At 65.9% G+C, this 16,437-nt stretch carries 17 protein-coding genes and 2 tRNA genes; 5 read left to right on the top strand and 14 right to left on the bottom strand.

The annotated features are described in order from the left end of the window. Window positions 1-238 precede the first annotated feature (238 nt). From ASC98_RS18210 to ASC98_RS18200, 4 genes are read right to left on the bottom strand one after another with little or no spacing between them, the layout of a single operon-like run. The gene (locus ASC98_RS18210) at window positions 239-1,069 is read right to left on the bottom strand and encodes an SMP-30/gluconolactonase/LRE family protein (RefSeq protein WP_056814256.1); all 831 of its coding nucleotides are present in this window, start codon (window positions 1,067-1,069) and stop codon (window positions 239-241) included. A 13-nt stretch (window positions 1,070-1,082) separates the two neighbouring features. Further along, window positions 1,083-1,229 (bottom strand): hypothetical protein, encoded by a 147-nt coding sequence (locus ASC98_RS30565; RefSeq protein ID WP_157597733.1) that lies wholly within the window; start codon window positions 1,227-1,229, stop codon window positions 1,083-1,085. A 7-nt stretch (window positions 1,230-1,236) separates the two neighbouring features. Beyond that, the gene (locus ASC98_RS18205) at window positions 1,237-1,710 is read right to left on the bottom strand and encodes a VOC family protein (RefSeq protein ID WP_056814253.1); all 474 of its coding nucleotides are present in this window, start codon (window positions 1,708-1,710) and stop codon (window positions 1,237-1,239) included. A 26-nt stretch (window positions 1,711-1,736) separates the two neighbouring features. Then, the gene (locus ASC98_RS18200) at window positions 1,737-2,399 is read right to left on the bottom strand and encodes a TetR/AcrR family transcriptional regulator (RefSeq protein ID WP_056814802.1); all 663 of its coding nucleotides are present in this window, start codon (window positions 2,397-2,399) and stop codon (window positions 1,737-1,739) included. 245 nt (window positions 2,400-2,644) lie between these two features. Between ASC98_RS18200 and ASC98_RS18195 the strand changes: the two genes are divergently transcribed. Genes ASC98_RS18195 through ASC98_RS18185 form a run of 3 tightly spaced genes read left to right on the top strand, consistent with a single transcriptional unit; the run spans window position 2,645 to window position 5,333 of the window. Continuing rightward, window positions 2,645-2,884, top strand: a complete 240-nt coding sequence (locus ASC98_RS18195) for a hypothetical protein (protein WP_056814250.1) — start codon at window positions 2,645-2,647, stop codon at window positions 2,882-2,884. Between the two features lie 30 nt (window positions 2,885-2,914). After that, the gene (locus ASC98_RS18190; protein WP_157597732.1) at window positions 2,915-4,003 is read left to right on the top strand and encodes a hypothetical protein; all 1,089 of its coding nucleotides are present in this window, start codon (window positions 2,915-2,917) and stop codon (window positions 4,001-4,003) included. Window positions 4,004-4,013: 10 nt separating this feature from the next. Next, window positions 4,014-5,333: a hypothetical protein gene (locus ASC98_RS18185; RefSeq protein WP_056814243.1), complete on the top strand. Its 1,320-nt coding sequence runs from the start codon at window positions 4,014-4,016 to the stop codon at window positions 5,331-5,333. A 1,344-nt stretch (window positions 5,334-6,677) separates the two neighbouring features. On the opposite strand, the gene ASC98_RS18180 is transcribed toward ASC98_RS18185, so the two are convergent. Then, a complete protein-coding gene (locus ASC98_RS18180) occupies window positions 6,678-8,828 on the bottom strand; it encodes a dockerin (protein ID WP_082541664.1) in 2,151 nt (716 codons plus the stop codon). 50 nt (window positions 8,829-8,878) lie between these two features. Between ASC98_RS18180 and ASC98_RS29585 the strand changes: the two genes are divergently transcribed. After that, window positions 8,879-9,292: a hypothetical protein gene (locus ASC98_RS29585; RefSeq protein WP_157597731.1), complete on the top strand. Its 414-nt coding sequence runs from the start codon at window positions 8,879-8,881 to the stop codon at window positions 9,290-9,292. Window positions 9,293-9,493: 201 nt separating this feature from the next. Here the strand turns inward: ASC98_RS29585 and ASC98_RS18175 are convergent, their stop codons facing one another. Genes ASC98_RS18175 through ASC98_RS18160 form a run of 4 tightly spaced genes read right to left on the bottom strand, consistent with a single transcriptional unit; the run spans window position 9,494 to window position 12,347 of the window. Then, window positions 9,494-10,051, bottom strand: coding sequence for a hypothetical protein (locus tag ASC98_RS18175; protein WP_056820302.1), 558 nt, complete (start codon window positions 10,049-10,051; stop codon window positions 9,494-9,496). Continuing rightward, window positions 10,051-10,617 (bottom strand): glycoside hydrolase family 108 protein, encoded by a 567-nt coding sequence (locus ASC98_RS18170; protein ID WP_056820299.1) that lies wholly within the window; start codon window positions 10,615-10,617, stop codon window positions 10,051-10,053. Before ASC98_RS18170 ends, ASC98_RS18175 begins: the two co-directional genes overlap by 1 nt. A 52-nt stretch (window positions 10,618-10,669) precedes the next feature. Next, the gene (locus ASC98_RS18165; protein WP_056820296.1) at window positions 10,670-10,912 is read right to left on the bottom strand and encodes a hypothetical protein; all 243 of its coding nucleotides are present in this window, start codon (window positions 10,910-10,912) and stop codon (window positions 10,670-10,672) included. Beyond that, the gene (locus ASC98_RS18160) at window positions 10,905-12,347 is read right to left on the bottom strand and encodes a phage portal protein (protein WP_200952966.1); all 1,443 of its coding nucleotides are present in this window, start codon (window positions 12,345-12,347) and stop codon (window positions 10,905-10,907) included. Before ASC98_RS18160 ends, ASC98_RS18165 begins: the two co-directional genes overlap by 8 nt. Between ASC98_RS18160 and ASC98_RS29580 the strand changes: the two genes are divergently transcribed. After that, the gene (locus tag ASC98_RS29580) at window positions 12,313-12,945 is read left to right on the top strand and encodes a tyrosine-type recombinase/integrase (RefSeq protein ID WP_157597730.1); all 633 of its coding nucleotides are present in this window, start codon (window positions 12,313-12,315) and stop codon (window positions 12,943-12,945) included. The two genes, ASC98_RS18160 and ASC98_RS29580, sit on opposite strands and share 35 nt — an antisense overlap. A 103-nt stretch (window positions 12,946-13,048) precedes the next feature. On the opposite strand, the gene ASC98_RS18150 is transcribed toward ASC98_RS29580, so the two are convergent. The 5 genes from ASC98_RS18150 to ASC98_RS18130 all read right to left on the bottom strand — a co-directional run bounded on the left by ASC98_RS18150 (window position 13,049) and on the right by ASC98_RS18130 (window position 16,316). Further along, window positions 13,049-13,531, bottom strand: a complete 483-nt coding sequence (locus ASC98_RS18150) for a 2'-5' RNA ligase family protein (RefSeq protein ID WP_162249235.1) — start codon at window positions 13,529-13,531, stop codon at window positions 13,049-13,051. Window positions 13,532-13,760: 229 nt separating this feature from the next. Further along, window positions 13,761-13,836, bottom strand: a tRNA-His gene (locus ASC98_RS18145). A 41-nt stretch (window positions 13,837-13,877) separates the two neighbouring features. Beyond that, window positions 13,878-15,815: a SurA N-terminal domain-containing protein gene (locus tag ASC98_RS18140; protein ID WP_056814241.1), complete on the bottom strand. Its 1,938-nt coding sequence runs from the start codon at window positions 15,813-15,815 to the stop codon at window positions 13,878-13,880. Window positions 15,816-15,942: 127 nt separating this feature from the next. Continuing rightward, window positions 15,943-16,018: transfer RNA gene (locus ASC98_RS18135), tRNA-Val, on the bottom strand. A gap of 25 nt (window positions 16,019-16,043) precedes the next feature. Beyond that, a complete protein-coding gene (locus tag ASC98_RS18130) occupies window positions 16,044-16,316 on the bottom strand; it encodes an HU family DNA-binding protein (RefSeq protein WP_047485758.1) in 273 nt (90 codons plus the stop codon). Window positions 16,317-16,437 lie beyond the last annotated feature (121 nt).

Below are 16,437 nucleotides of genomic sequence, written 5' to 3'. Positions count from 1 at the left end.
CCTCCGCTCGGTGCCGACCGATCGCAACCAGCCTGAAGCGGGCTTCCAGTGAAGCTCGACCGTCCATGCATAAGCCGGCACCGCCGGTGCAACGGATTGATCCCTCAGGTCGTGGACGAAAGTCTGCATCTGTACTTGCCTACCGACCGCTCAGCCCAATTTCGGCGCGCTCTCGGCGCGCCTCCGGACAAAATATCTCGCGCACGGCACTCCGGGCCCGCCCGATCGACACCTCATCCTAGGGCCAGCCGACACCGGGTGCCGGAGCCTCGACGGTGAGGACCTGACCCGTGCGCGGCTCGGCGAACATGCCGGCGGGCCCCTTCCATGTGGTCGCCATCATGAACAAGGTGCGCCTGTCCGCCCCGCCCAGTGCGCAGGCGAAGCAGCCTCTGTCGGTCTCGACGCGCTGCAGCACCTCACCGCCTTCTCGAACGCGCACGCAACGTTGGTTGGGGACATCCGCGTACCAGACGGCACCGTCGGCGTCGAGGCAGATGCCGTCCGGGACGCCATCGCCGAGATCCGCCCACACACGCCGCCTGGACAGGCTGCCGTCCGCGCCGATGTCGAAGGCAGAGAGCCGTTTCGCGTACGACTCGGCGACGATCAGCGTCGCGTTGTCGGGCGTGACGAGCATGCCGTTCGGAAACGCGAGGCCCTCCGCCACCAGGCGCGCCGATCCATCAGGGCGGACCAGCGCGACGATGCCGGGCGCGAAAGGCTCGCCGGCCATGAGGTCGAAGCCGATACCGTTGACATAGGCATGGCCGCGGCCGTCCACGACCAGTTCGTTTCCCGGTGGAACCCTTGAGACCTGGCTCATGTCTCCGTGCGTCACCAGCGTGCCATCCCGCTCCCTGCGGAGCAGTAGGCCGTCTCGTGCCGAAACAACGAGCAGACGCCCATCCGGCAACCAGTCGACACAGCATGGAAACGAGGGCGCCCGCAGGACGACCTCGCTGTTGCCGTCGAGGTCAACGGCAATGACCTCGCGCGAGCCCCAGTCGGAGAACCACAGACGGTCCTCGTGCCAGCGCGGCTGCTCGCCGAAGACGATGCCGGTCATCAGGATCCTGGGTTCAGTCACTGAAGACTCCTTCGACCGCAAGGACGGTGTCCGTCCAGGCGGCCACCGTGAGCGCCGTCTCGTCGGACGGGGCCGGGAACCAGGACGCCAGCACGGCCAGCGTCATGACGACCAGTACGAGGCTCGTGCGGCGGTTCATCGCGGCCTCACTTGCCGTCGAAGGCGGCTTGCAGGGCCGCGATGTCGAGCTTGGTCATCTGCATCATCGCGGCCATTGCGCGCTGCGCCCCGGCACCGTCGGGGCTCTTCAGCATGTCGATCATGGCGCGCGGCACGATCTGCCACGAGAGACCGAACTTGTCCTTCAGCCAGCCGCACTGGCCGGTGGAGCCGCCTTCGCTCAGGCGGGCCCACAGGCGGTCGACCTCGGCCTGGTCGGCACAGTCCACCGAGATCGAGATCGCCTCGGTGAACGGAAACTGCGGGCCGGCGTTGAGGGCCAGGAACTCCTGCCCCTCGATGACGAAGCGCATCGTCAGCACCTTGCCCTTGAGCGAGGGCACGGCGTCACCATAGTGCGACACCTCGAGCACCTTGCCGTTCTTGAAGACGGACAGGTAGTGCTCGACGGCTTCGTCGGCGTTGAAATTGAACCAGAGGCAGGGGGTCAGCTTTTGCATGGATGTCTCCTTGGGTGGTTGAAGGCTCAGGCGCGAACGCGCCGTGCAGCCGGGCGGGACGGACGGGAACGGGACGTGCTCACAAGGGCCGCTGCGGGGAGCAGCGACGCCACGTACTGGTGGAGGTGCGCGATGGCGCGCCGCGCCGCGTCGGCATCGTGCTGGGCCTTGGCCAGGATGAAGGCGCCCTGGATGGCGGCTTGCGCGAAGAGCGCGACATCCAGCGGATCCCACTTCGCCTTGGGTGCATGCAGGCGCTTGGCCTCGGCCAGGTCGGCTGCAACGGTTCGAGCGTGAAAAAGGATGGCCCGGTTGCAGGCATCGCGGATGTCGGGGTGCGTGCTGAAGGTCTCCTGCACCATGGTGCCCAGCAGGCAGGTGAAGTCGGGCAGATCGCCCTGGATCAGCGAAGCGCGGAAATCAATGTAGGCCAGCACGCGCTCACGCGGATCGGCCACGCTGCGGAACGGGGCAGTTTCGAAGAGGTTGCCGGTGACGCCGGTCCAGTGCTCGGTGGCGGCGACGGCCAGGTCGTCCTTGCCCTTGAAGTGGTGGAAGAAGCTGCCCTTGGTGACGCCTGCTTCGCGGCAGATGTCATCGACCGAACTGCCGGCATACCCCTGCAGGCGAATCACGTGCAGAGCCGCGTCGAGCAGCTTTCTCTTGGGGCCTTCGGCGAGTTCCATCATCTTGCGCTCCATACCGATTGGTCGGTATCTAGACAATACCAACCAGTCGGTATGGTGTCAAGCCGATTTGCGAGGGCCCCCTAGTTCGCAGGCTTACGGCCCGCGACCCACGACCCTACTCTGCGCTGCAAGTGCCCTGCCCCGTCAAGCCAGCAGCGGCGGCACAGAGTCGCCGGCCTCTTCACGAGAAGCAGTTCATGCCGGTGGATGCGGAGCGACAGCTGGAATGCCGGCGAAGGAGTGGTATGCCTCAATTGCAGGTTCGCTTCGTCGTGGAAGCGACGCTCGCCGCCGTCAGTGCCTGTGCGCTTGCGCTGACGCTTGCCTGGCCTCAGTGGATCGAGGACGTCTTCGGATTCGAGCCGGACGGAGGCGACGGCAGCAGCGAATGGGGGCTTACCCTGGCACTCGCCATCGCGACTCTCGCAGCTGGTGCCGCCGCGACGCGGGACTGGCGCCGCCTGCGGCTTTCCAGGCAGGCCTGAGCGCACAGGCGGCATGGGTTCGGAGCAGGCATGGACACCAACTGTGTGTTGTGTCGGCGCGTGGCAAGGCCCGAGGTTCTTGCCCTGCTGGCACTGCTGCTGCTCGTTTCGCTGTGGGCAGGGCGAGCGTGGCTGTGGGTCCTGCTTGCCGCCTATCTCGGGTTGATCGGTCTTCTCGGCATCGCCGCATTGGCGCTTCTTCTGCGGCGCGTGCTCATCAAGTTGTGCTGGAAGTGGCGGGCAGACCCCAAGGGTTCCGGATCGGCCGGCCATCCCGCCGGGGGACCGGTGCGGGTACCGGCCACGATCTACAAGCGGCCCGATCCGCTGCTCTACAGCCAGGCCTGGTTGCTCGCGCGCGGCTTCTCGGTCACGTGGGACAACCCCGACATCGCCTTGCTCGAATTGCAAGGGGCAGGCCTGCCGCCCAAGCCCGCGCAGGCGCATGCGCTCGTGCCAAATCGCCCGCACCTCATCCGCGCGCGCATCTGGAATGGCTCGGTGGAGGCGCCGGCTGTCAATCTGCTGGTTCGTTTTTCATACCTGTCGTTCGGCATTGGAGCCCGGCGCAACATCATCGGCGAGGTGCTGTTGCCAGACCTGCCGGTAAAGGGTGCCAGCGGATTGCCGCGCATTGCCGAGATGACCTGGACGACGCCGCCAACGGCGGGCCACTATTGCGTGCAGGTCGAGCTGGTCTGGAGCGACGATGCCGACCCCGGCAACAACCTCGGGCAAACCAACCTCGACGTGAAGGCACTGAACTCGCCGAATGCGAGCTTTACCTTCGCCCTGCGCAACGACGGCCTGCACCCGGCACGCATCCGCCTGGCTGCGGACGCCTATCGCCTGCCGGCGCTCGAACCCTGCAGCACCGACGCCGCGCGGCCTCCGACGGATCGGCTGCAAAAGCACTTGCCCGCATCGAACGCACTGCCCCCTGGTTGGCGCCTGGCGATCACCGGCCACGACGACAACGCGATGAAGCCCGATGAAGAACGCGCCGTGACGGTGAAGGTCACGGCTGCCGACGGTTTCATCGGCGAGCAGGACATCAACGTCAATGCATTCGATGGCGAGCGCCTGATCGGCGGCGTGACCTTGCGAGTGCACAGCTGAGGCGCCGAGCATGGGTCCGCAATACACCTCCTGCGTCGAAGAGAAGGACTACAGCGGGCTGAACTACGCCTACATCGCACTGCTGCTGGCCGTGACCAGTGGTGGCGGAATCTTCGCAGTGCTGTCGGCCGGTTTCGGTGGCCTGGTCGCGCTCGCTGCATTTCTCGAGGCACTGCGGTACGTGCTGAACTGGCTCGTCCACGGCAAGCTCATCTGCCTGCACCGTCAGGCCAATGCCGACTGCGCCTGTGGCGGAGCTCCGGCACTCACGGTGTGCGCCATCGGCGAGATCGTCGATACCGAAGCGGTCGGTCAGGACAAGAATCCGATCGAGGACATCGACGACGACTTCGCCATCAACCTCGCACTGTTTCCGCTGCAGATGGGCGACTTCGCTGCGCGTGGCTACGTCGCGCCCGAGACGGTTCTGCGAGGCACCAAGCGCACCTATTCCGATGGCTTTCGCACGTACCTCCAGGGTTTGATGGCCATCGCCACGCTGCCGACCCGTGTCCAGGCCGACCTGCTGACCCGACGCCAGAACGCCCACGGCGAACTGGCGGAGTTCGGCTACTTGCGGACCATGGTGATGCATTCGAACGGCAGCTACCTGCCATGGACGGAGGTCGTGGGCCGCGATTCTGGAACGCCTCTGGCGGGCCCCGACGAGCACGCTCGCTGGCTGGACTACGTACTCAAGAACGCGGCCCTCCGTCCTGAGAAGTTCTCAGCCCCGGTACTGCACTGCGAGTTCGAAGGCTCACGCCCTCACGACATGCTGGCCGCCCTGGAAGGCTTTCCGTTCGGCGGGTCGTTCTGCAAGAAGAACTGGTTCACGAAGTTGGTCTGCCGCATCGTGTCAGCGATCCTGGCGCCGGTGGTACTCGCTGCCGTGGCGCTGGCCTGGGCGCGCAACACGGAAGGCTCGACGGACGGCGCGCTCGTCGATGGCGGCACCATCGGACCCAAGGACAGAGTGATCGTGCGCGGGGCGTGGGTCTACGACACGGGTCACCAAGGTTGGAACGAGATCCACGGCGTGCGCATCGTGCAGCGCGTCGATGCAGTGCCGACCGATCCCGCGGATTTCAAGGCGTTCCTGCATCGCTGGTGCGAGCGTCTGGCCGAAACACCGATGGACGAGGGCGCACCGCGACGCGGCCCACCGTCGGTGGGCACCAGCCGGCCGCAGGATGTTCCGGCCGCAGCGGCGACACTGGCGGCACAGAACGAACCGCACAACCTGTGGACGCTGCATCCGGCCGTCGACGGGTGCCGTCCTGTCGACCGGTCGCCGCCTGCTCCAACGGTACCACCGCCGCTGCACTGAATGCGTGCGCCTCGGAGCGAGCCGGATAGCGACTCAAGCCGCTCTGCGACGCCGGCCACGCGGCCAGCGCCATCCGAATGGCAACACCAGCGCCACGCCGAGGCCCAGGTGCAGGGCGAGCGGGAAGTCAACGCATTCGAAGACTGGCTCAACCGCTCGGGGACAAGGTCGCTCCGACCTCTCGGGATCGAATACTTCCCCGATACTTCCCCAAAAGCAAAATAGGAGCCTCGCGGCTCCTATGAAATTGGGTGGGGTGGCTGATGGGACTCGAACCCACGACGACAGGAATCACAATCTTGGGTGAGAAGTGAGCGTTGGCGCGGCCGGCCAGCTCAATCGTGGGAAAAACTCTAGCCCACTGAATCGCTCCAGCGTTCGCATCCAGCGGAGCGCTTCCCGCGCCAGTTGGGTCTTGCCATGCCATCGCTCAGCTGACCAACTGCTTAGAAGTCTGGCCGTCGATTCAGTGCGAGAGCGGGCGCGCCGGCCAGTTGTCTAACTTTGGGCCAGGGCGAACGCCCAAGCCTCGCGCGGGGTGCGAGACCTCGGTTAGACGCATCGGCACGCCGGTCATGCTCCGGATTTCGGCCTCGGCGGGCTGCACTGCGACCATTGCTCACATTCGCGCCTCGTGGTCGAATGCCTGCAGCCTCGGCCCGGGACCGGGGTTCCCGGGGTGCGGCTGCAGGCTGCCGTGGTCGGGGGCAGCCTCATCCGCCCCGCCTTTTTAGGGGGCTCAATGCAGTGACCGGACGCCGAGTCAGTCCACGGGCCCTCTCTGCGGCCGCAGCTGCCGAAAGAAGAACCTCACCGCGTCGGACGGGGGCAGATTCTGCGACGACCGCTGCAACTCTTCCGCCAATGCCGACGCATCGCACGGATGGAAGTTCGGCATTGCAGGATGTGCTCGGTAGCTTTGGCGATGCATGAGCGCTTTTCTCGCGAGATGTCGTTGAAGCGCCCGGACAAGACGCGGTTGATCGCCTTGAAGGAGTTGCATTTCGCCATCTACAGCCAGGCGGGTATGCCCCATGCTGCGGATGATCGAGTCACTTTGGCTTCGAATCGGGCCAATCTTGAACTACGACCTGCGCTTAGAGTCAGCCAGAGTGACGCATCGCGAGCAAGACGACCACCACAGGGGGCGGATGGATGCCCTCAAAGGAACGACGCGACTGCAGCGGCCATCATGGTCCAGCGGCACCGCCCCCCTTCTCGGCTTGGCGGCGCTATGTGCCCCCTCGTTCGGCGGGCACGAAGCCGCGGCGTGCCGGCCCATCGGGCAAGGTGCTCAACGCCGTTGGCTTGTTAATGAGCGATGCACGGATGAACGGATGGGTTTCAGTTGCTGTAAATCAAGCCTCTGCCGGTGCCGCTGACGTAGATCCTGCCATAGACGTTCTGATCGGCCGCCATGACGCCCATGCCGCCGAACTGGTGAGCGTCGTCGTTGAAGCGTGTCCAGGTCACGCCGGCGTCGTCGGAGCGGTACACACCCCACACGCCCTTCACCACGCCCACCACGTAAACCGCTGCCGAGTACGCAGCGCCGGGCTTGGCCTTGCCCGATGCCACCAGGGTGGCACCCTGCACGTCAGGCCACGGGTTGCTGCTCGTGATCGACGCAAACTGGCTCAGCTTGGTCCAGGTCGCCCCCGAATCCAGCGAGTGGTACACGGCATTGCCATCGGCCAGCCAAAGGTCGCCCTCGGCGTTGGGGTTGACCGCGAGCGACGTGTTCCCGAAGTAGGTCGGCGCCAGCCCTGCGTTCACCGAGCCCTGGCTCAGCGTGAAGGTGTGGCCGCCATCCGTGGACACGTACACCTTGCCCGGCGTGCCCCACCAGTGGCCACCGGAATCGTAGGCATAGACCTTGTTCGGGTTCTTGCGATCCGCGACCAGGTGGTAGGCGCGGGGGAAGACGCTGTTGATCGCCGGCAGATTGGTGGGCACCCAGGTGGCGCCGTTGTCCGTCGTGTACGAGGGCACCGAATAGCCGGGCGCCCAGATCGCCTTGTTGCGCCCGGTGATGGCGATGCTCGCTTCCCCACCCGTGTTGTCCGCGACGCCCGTCGGGTAGCTGGCGAACTTCGCCCAGGTCTTGCCGCCGTCACCAGACCACATGCCAAAGCCCGTGTTGTTGCCCAGGTACACGCCGATGGTGGCCATGTACTGCGGATCGGACCACGCCATGTCGGCGGCGAAGCTGTTGCTCCAGTCGGTGGCCGGCGTCAGCGTCGGCTTGGTCGCGAGGTTGGTGTGCACCCAAGCGCCGACGTCGCCCGAACTGTTGATGACGGTGTAGGTGGCGCCGGCCGGCGACGTGGCCAGGCCCAGGACGGCGGTCTCCTCGATGCCGTTGACCGTCATGGCCCAGGTTGGCGTGGCCGAGGAGGCGTCGCGTGTCTCCATGACGCCGCCGGAGACGTGCAGGATGTGATTGCGGTCGAAGGGATCGATCTCGACATCGTCGATCCAGCCCCAGGAGACCTCGCCCGGCGTCATCGCTTCGATCTCGCGCCAGTTCCGGCCTGCATCGTCGGACAGCTGGAGGATTTGCTGGCCGGGGAAGTTGCCCCAGGTGTTGGTCACCCCCAGCGCAATGCGCGTCGTCGCGCCGGTGCCTGAGACGGACACGCCACCGTAGCCGACCGAGTCGTCGCTCCTGAGCAAGGTCCAGTTGCTGCCGTCGAACTTGTACAGACGGGCGGGACCGGCGGAGCCGGGACCGGCGTCCTTGGTGAAGACCACATAGAACATGCCGTCTGCGGCGCGCACCATGTGCGGGATGTGATATCCGGAGATCGGCACCGAGACCTGCGTCCACGTGACGCCGCCGTTGGTCGACCTGTACAGGTTCGAGGCCAGGCCGGCTGTCTGGACGTAGTCCGGCGCGATGGGCGCGTAGATCGTCTGCGTGGCCGTGCCGCTGCCCTTGGTGCCGGTGTCATAGACGACCGTCTCGACGCCTATTGCGCTGCCCCCGCCCAAGGCATTGACCTGGTCCTGGGTCAGCTTGGCGCTGGACAGCGACGTGACTTGCGCCCAGGTGAGGCCGGAGTCGGCGCTCTTCCACAGGCCGGCCGTGCGCGAGCCGTAGAACAGCGTGGACGGCTTGTTGGGATCGGCCATCAGACGTTCACCGATGGCCCGGCCTGGGTTGTTGCCGCCCAGGGGAAAAGGCAGGGCGACGTGGGTCCAGTGGTCACCCCGGTCGCTGGAGATGGACAGGCGGCCGTTGGCCCCGGACGTGTACATGCCGGCGGCCAGGTAGACGAGCTGGTCGTTGTTCGGATCGACGGCGATGCTTTCGATGCCGTGGAACCGTTCCTCGCCTCCGCCGAACCCCAGGCCGTCGGTGATGGGCGTCCAGGACGTCGTGCCTTGGTTCCAGCGGTAGGCGCCGCCGACATCGGTGCGCGCGTACAGCAGGTTGGCGGTGGTTGGATGGAGGACGAGGCCGGTGACATAGCCCCCGCCGCCCCACTTCACGCTCCTCCAGGTGGTGGCCTGGGCTGGAGCTGGAGCTGGAGCTGGAGCAGGTGCAGGTGCTGGTGCTGGTGCAGGTGCTGGTGCAGGTGCTGGTGCTGGTGCTGGTGCAGGTGCTGGTGCAGGTGCAGGTGCTGGTGCTGGTGCTGAGCCGACGGGCGGCGATGGGGTGCCCGAGTCATTGCTGCCCCCACAGGCTGACAACATCAGTGCGCACAGAAGTGCGCTTGCTGCAGCGGTACGTGTCGGGCGTTGGCTTGGCATGCTCATCGAGAAGTTCCTATTGCGTCAAAGTGCGGCGCGCGCATCTCGTTCGACGTGCCACGCTCTCGTATCCCGGTGAGATTGTGTGGGGCGCGACACGAGGCGAAACTGATGAAGTTGTGACGAACCGACGAAAGCCACGTGCAGAGTTGGCGCGGCGAGACGCTATGCAACTGGATGCAAGTTCAGACCGATTCGAGTGACATCTCGTAGCGAGTTGTCCGGCGCTCAGGTCCGGAGCCATAACGTCGCAGGCGTCTCGGTGATGAGTTCAGCAATGCAATGGCGCATCGCCGTGCGCAAGCGTCTAGGAGACCGCCGGAGTGCTCCAACACAACGGCGGTCGCCCTGTCTTTTTTAAGGCTGTGCAGACGCCTGCACTGCCCGGGGATGGCGGCCGGCGACTACTTCACAGCCGGCGCCCGAGCCAGAAGCTCGGTCTTCTCGGCCGAGCCACGGCTCGATCCGAATTCGAACTGGTGCGCATCGCGCAGGCCATTGGCGAACTGCTGGGTCAGCATGCCGAGCGGTCCATTGAGCGCCATGATCAGCGGGTTCACGTCGCCCCCCTTCGTCACGCCCAGCCAGGTCACGAAGACCATCGCCGACAGGCAGGCGAGCATGCCCACCACGTCCCCGACAATCATCAGGTCCGCGCGCTTGGTCGTCCTACCGAGCTGGGCGAGCTGCACGTCGCGCTTGCGGGCGTCCTGCCGATCGGCGAGGAAGGCCTTGTCGAGATCGGCCTCGGCCGCGATCACCGCCTGGCGGAAGGCAAGCAGAGCGGCAGGATCGGCCTGGATTGCGCTCAGCGCGGCTTGGCTGGTGTCCTTGCCGGTGACCTGCTTGGCGATGTCGATGACGACGCTGGCGGCCTGCTCGGCCTGGTCGCTGCCGGTGATCCACTTCAGGATGCCCGGCACGAACTGCGCGAGCGCGAAGGCGGTGCTGATCGGATCCATCAGGCCTTGCCTCCCGCCGCGGCAGCGATCTCCACGCGGTTCAGCAGCCAGCCGTAGACGAAGGCTTTATCCTTCGCGCGGCGCTCGGCCAGCTCAACGTAGAAGGCCCCCTGCAGCGCGTTGAGCGCGCGCAATAGCACCACTTGCCCCTCGGCGCCGCGGCGGCGCATGTACTCCCGCAGCGCGGCGATCGTCATCGGGCCGATGCGACCGTCGGCCTTCACGTCGGGGGACCAGGCGCCTTCCTTGTTCAGCACGTTCAGCGTGCGCTGTAGGAAGGTGGCCGCCTGGTCGGTGCCCTGATTCACCGCGGTGTCGAACAGCTCGCCGGCCACGGCCGGCGCTGCACTCGCAATCTGGTCGAGCTGCAGCGCGTCCCAGTACCGGCTGCGATAGATCGCCTTGGCTTGGTCGAGACTGAGCAGGTTCATCGGGCCGGCGTAGCCGAACGCACGCGCCACCGCCTCGGTGATGCCGTATTTCGTCTGGCCGCCACTGTCGCGCGGGTCGTCGCTGAAGCCGGCTTCCTTGCCGAGCACCTGGTCGAATGCGGTCTCAAAGCTCATTGTTGCGGTCCTTCCGGTTGTCATCGTGAGGAGTGCGGAGCCGGGCTGCCGGTCACTTGCTGAGCAGGCGGCTGAACCAATCAAATTTGATAGCCCCCAGTCCGAGCAACGCCATCACCGCGTACATCGCAAAACGCCGCAGGCCCTTGCCGAGCTGGCGATCGACGTAGCCGCCCCAGACATCGACCAGGCGCTGCGCGGTGCGCTCGTCACCGAGCTGGGTCACGAGCTGGGCAGCGAGCTTCTCGGCGATGCGCTGCATGTCGGCATCGGTCAAGGTGCGGGTGTCACTCATCGGCGTTGTCCTCCTGGTCGTCGTTGTTGGATTGGGTTGGCGCGGCACTCTGCTTCGGTGGACTGGGCAGGCCGCTCGCGTTCTGGTTCGTCACGTCGCTGCTGAAGCGCAGGTCTTTCTCCTTGACCTTGCGGCGCCACTCGGCGACCTGCTCCAGCACGGTGTCGGGGTTGCGGCCGGCCTTGCGGATCACCTCGACCTCGCTGATGAAGCCGGCTTGGCTCAACGTCAGCCAGGCGGTGGCCTCCTTCGCCATGTCAATCCAGGGCATGGACGGGGCGACATAGAGCACGTCGTCCTCCGTGCCGGCCAGTACATCCTTTGGCCTCGGCACCACCTGGTAGGCCTCGGCCGTCTTGATGAAATCCTCCACGGTAGGCTGCACCGCCATGGTCACGAAGTCGTCGGTCAAGCAGGCGTAGTGCACCCACTGCTCGACGAGCTCCTGCCGCTGGCTGCTGTACGTCCCATCGTAGTTGCGGCTGACGCTGGAATAACTCGCGCTGATGCCCGCGGCGAAGGCCCGCAGCTGGCCGTTGCGGAAGGTGATCAGGTTCGGGTTCGGCCGCTTGCTGTCGATGAGGCCGATCTCTTCGCCCACGGCGAGCGTGTCGATGATGGTGCCCGGCGACAGCGACACTTGGCGCGGCAAATCGTTGCCGTTGTCGTCCTTCAGCGGGCCCTCGTAGCCGCCGCCGTCGGGCGCCTGGCGCTTCACGTAGCCGGTCAGCATCGCTGCCACCTTCGCCGCGATCCGCTCGGACTCCTCGTAGTCCTTTATGTCCTCGATGCGACCGATGACGCTCGCGAAGCGCGTCACGCCACGCAACTGACCGATGCGTGACAAGTGAGCCAGGTGCAGCATGTCCTCGGCGAGGATCACCTTCAGATTGGGCTGGAGGCGGGTGGCCTCACCCGGGTGATCCTTGTGCACCCAGTAGCCGGTCGGGCGGCCCCACGCGTTGCGCTGGATGCCTTGACGGATACCGCGGGCCTCGTCGACCAGATCCATCGGGACCATGTCCGGCTCCAGCAGCTCCAACGAGTAGGGTACCTGCGTGCCGTGGTCGAGGCCCGGAACCCGGCCCCGCAGGCGTTGTGCGAAAGCCTCTCCATCACGGTACAACGTCCGCGCGAGCAACCGCTGGCAGCGCGGATAGCTGTACTGCCAACGCACCTCAGGTCGACGCTGCCAATCCCGCCAAGCCGCAGACAGCGCCGCCGCGTACTCGGTGTGAATCTCGCCGGTCGCGGTGCGGGGTTGGAACTCAACACCGATACCTTGTGCCCCCACCGTGTTGTTGACCAGCACGTCAAGCGCGCCGACAACCAGGTCGTGGTTGCGATCCAGGTATCTGCGGGTGGAGCGGGTCCAGTCGCCCGTCCGAGCCAATCGTGAGATGGCGCTTCTCTCGAACCTGATGAACCTCGCCATCAACCGCGGTGACATCGATGTGAACCCCTGCAAGCAGGTACGCCGGAACAAGGAGCGTCCTCGGGACGTAGTGCCGGAGACCGCGGACCTGACGCGCTTCCTGGAGTGGGCGCGTGCGCGAGGCGGGCAGTCGGCGGTGTTGGCGGCGATGGCAGAGTACGCAGCGCTGGCCGGCAATCGACGCATCGAGTTCAGGCAGCTGCACTGGACTGATGTCGAAGCTGAGGTGGTGCGCCTGAAACGCGCGAAGCAACGAGGTCGAGTGACCATCGAGGCCGTCGGTATCAGCGTACGCCTCGCCGATCTTCTCCAGAGGCTACGAGGCTTGGCCCTCGACGCCGAAGTCGGCGCCGTCTTTCCCAATCGCGACGGGAACCCCCATACGGAGCGAGGATTCAAGTCGGCCTGGTCGCGATTGATGGCTGCGGCGCTGAAGGCCGGCGTGTTGCACACGCGCATCACATTTCACGACCTGCGGGCTTACTACACGACGCATTACAAGCTGGAGCACGGGGTGTTGCCGGATCTGCATGCGAACCCGGCAACCACGGCGCGGGTATATGACCGGTCGAAGGAAGTGAAGCGCGGCGCGCTGTAGTGCTCGGGCTCGCGAGGGGATAAATGGTGACGTGATCGCGGAAGACCCGGGCAGCAGCGCAAGAATTGCGACCTGGGCGGCATCACTGCCGCCATCCGTCTCCTCAGCCCGTGATCGTCGGCCACGCCCGCACCACCTCATAACCCGCGGCCTCACGCCGCGACCAGACCAGAGCCACTTCGCGCGGCGCCCAGAGGATCGGACCGATTGCTGCCGGCGCCTGCGCCGCACCTGCGTGCCTGGCCAGCGTCATGTGAGGCGTCCACCGAGGCTCGGTCGCCAGGCCGGCGGCGGCCACCGCAACGCCGGTGTCGCGCCGCAGGTCGTCTAGCGCCGGCGTGCCTTCGGCCAGCAACACCACGGTGCCGTCGTTCCAAATCGCGTTCGACTGCATCGAGAGTTGCAGTTCGGGCACCGGCACGGCGGCGAGCGCCTCGACCAAACTCGCCTCGTCGATCAGGTCGACGTCCCCGAGGAAGTGCAGCGTTAGGTGGAGATTGTGCCGTGGCACCATGTGCGCGCCAGGCGGCCAGACCCACGTCGACCGCAGCGCGTCCACCGCATCGCGCATGCGGTCGTCGGCCATGAGGCCCACGAACAAGCGACGGCTAGACATCAAAGCCGGCGCCCCGCGGAGGCGCAATCTCGGCGAGAGTTCATCTTCGTGAGTATGCGCCCGTCAGGGAGTGCTGGAGCGCTGTAGCGCCAGCTGCGGGTTGGCCCCCATTTCCCACCGTGGGAAATAAGGAGCCTCTGCAACATGTGCTCGTTAGCGGGCGCTACAAAGAAAAAGCCCGCTGCAAGCGGGCTTCATGTGGGGTGGCTGATGGGACTCGAACCCACGACGACAGGAATCACAATCCTGGACTCTACCAACTGAGCTACAGCCACCGCAGAATCTCGGAGTATAGCCTCATCCGCAGGCCATTCGATCAGTTGGCGGCGTTGCTCGCTGCAGCTTCTTCGGCCGCACCGGCCGCCGGGTGCACGTCGACCTTGAAGCGGCTCTTCAACGCGACGTAGTACGCCTGCGCCTCGGCCGCGGCCCACGCCTGCGCGTACTGGCTTTGCGAGCGTGCGGGATCAGCGGCCACCGGGTCGCGACCCAGCACCTTGGTGACCTTCACGACCACGTAGCCCTGGTCGCCCAGGTCGACACCTTCGACCGCCGGCAGCTTGGTGGCCGGTGCCTTCAGAACGGCATCGATCAGCGGCTTCGGCAGGTCGCGCGATTGCGCGCGCGACACCAGTTGCGCCGGATTGGCCAGCGCCGTCTCGGGCGCCTTGCGCAGCTCGGCCAAGCGGGCCTCGCCTTCCTTGCGCGCCAGTGCCGCAGCCTGCCGTGCCACCAGCTTTTCCTTCACGCTTGCAGTGACGTCGGGCAGCGGCTTCATCGCGGCCGGGCTGTAGGTCACGATGCGGCCCGAAATCAACTGGCTCGAACCGGCATCGACCGCTTCGGTGTTCTTCTTGTTGCGCAGCGCGTCGTTGCCGAACAGCGCTTCGAGGAACTTCGGCGATGCGAGCGGGCCCTTGGCCGCCGGGCCGGCCGTGCGGGTCACGCCCTGCGCGGTCTGCACCGTCAGCTTCAGCTTGTCGGCCACCGGCTTCAGGCTGTCCGGCTGCTCGTAGACCGTGTTGGTGAACTCGACCGCCGCCTCGGAGAACCTGGCCTGCGCGAGCTGCTTCTTGACCTCGTCCTCGATCTCGGGGCGCACCTGCTCGAAGCTCTTCGTCTCGCCGCCGCGGGCCTGCGTCACCTGGATGATGTGGTAGCCGAAATCGCTTTCGACCACACCGCTGATGCCGCCCGGCTTCAGCGCGAATGCCGCGTCCTCGAAGGGCTTGACCATCGCGCCGCGGCCGAAGAAGTCGAGGTCGCCACCGTTCACCGCCGAGCCGGTGTCCTGCGAATTCTTGCGGGCCACGTCGGCGAAGCTCGCCGGGTTCTTCTTGACCTCGGCCAGCAGGGCTTCGGCCTTCGCCTTGGCCTGCGCACGCTCGGCGGCCGGCGCCGACTTGTCGGCCTTGATCAGGATGTGGCTCGCGCGGCGCTCTTCGGCGACGGCAAAGCGCTTCTCGTTTTCCTTGTAGTACTCGCGCAGCTTGTCTTCGGGCACCGTCAGCGTCTTCTTGATCGCGTCGACGTCGAGCACCACGTACTCGATGCTGGCCTGCTCCGGCGACATGAACTGCGAGGCGTTCGCCGGATCCTTGTAGTAGGCCTGGATCTCGGCATCGGTCGGCGACACCTTCGCGAGGTAGTCCTTGGTGTCGAAGCGCTGCTGCTGGAACTCGCGCTGCTGGAACATCGCGTCGATCGCGCTCGACGCCGCCGCGGCCGGTGCGAACACCGTGCCGCCGATGCCGAACATCACCTGGCGCATCTCCAGTTGCTGGCGCAGCGTCTGCTCGAAGCCGGCCACCGTCATGCCCTGCGCCGACAGTGCGACCGTCAGCGCCTCCTTGTCGAAGCCACCGCCGGGGCCGCGGAACTGCGCGAACTGCGGATCGTTCATGTAGACGTTCAGCACGCGATCGGGCGTGGCGGTGAAGTTCGCCTTCGCGGCCGCGGTCTGCAGCACGCGTTCGCGCACCAGGTTGTCCAGCGTCTGCAGGCGCATCGCCGGCGTGTCGAACATGCGGATGTCGACGTTCGGGGCCTGGCGGCGGATGCGGTCGACCTGCTCGCGTTGCGCGGCATCCCACTCGACTTGTGTGATCTTGTGACCGTCGACGCTCGCGACGCCGCCGCTGCCGGCCATCGATCGATAGCCCTGGTAAGCCCCGGTCAGCACGAAGGCGGGGACGACCAGTATCAGCAGCAGGAACTGGAACAGGCGGTTGTGCGTGCGAACAAATTCAAACATCGATGGCCTCGAACGGTGATCGCTGTGCAGCCGGACGGCGCTGCTTCAAATGCAACAAAGGCGAACCTGGGTTCGCCTTTGGGGGTGGACACGGCGCGGATTCTAGCGTTTGCGCAACGGTGTTCCGTGGTGGGTGCTGAGGGGCTCGAACCCCCGACCTACGCCTTGTAAGGGCGCCGCTCTACCAACTGAGCTAAGCACCCGGATGCTTCCGGTCGCCCGCGGTCTTCAGTTGACCGCGTCTTTCAGGGCCTTGCCCGGACGGAACTTCGGCACCTTGGCGGCCTTGATCTTGATGGTGGCGCCGGTGCGCGGGTTGCGGCCGGCACGTGCGGCACGCTTGCTGACGCTGAAGGTGCCGAAGCCAACGAGCGACACGCTGTTGTTTTTCTTCAGCGTGGATTTCACGCCGCCGATCAGAGCTTCGAGCGCGCGCGTCGCTGCTGCTTTGGAGATGTCGGCCTGCTTGGCGATGTGCTCAATCAGTTCGGATTTGTTCACGAAGGTACCCCCTCAAAAAAAGGTGTCTTGAAAAGAATCTGGATGGGTGTGGAGCCTGGATCCGGGCCGCGCGGTATGGGGCCATCGGCTCGAACGATTACAGCCTCAGGCACCGACAGTG

The sequence above is a fragment of the Rhizobacter sp. Root1238 genome (assembly GCF_001425825.1).
Taxonomy (GTDB): Bacteria; Pseudomonadota; Gammaproteobacteria; order Burkholderiales; family Burkholderiaceae_C; genus Rhizobacter.
Note: the sequence above shows the minus strand (reverse complement) of the source record. Positions and strands in the feature narration are given on the sequence as shown.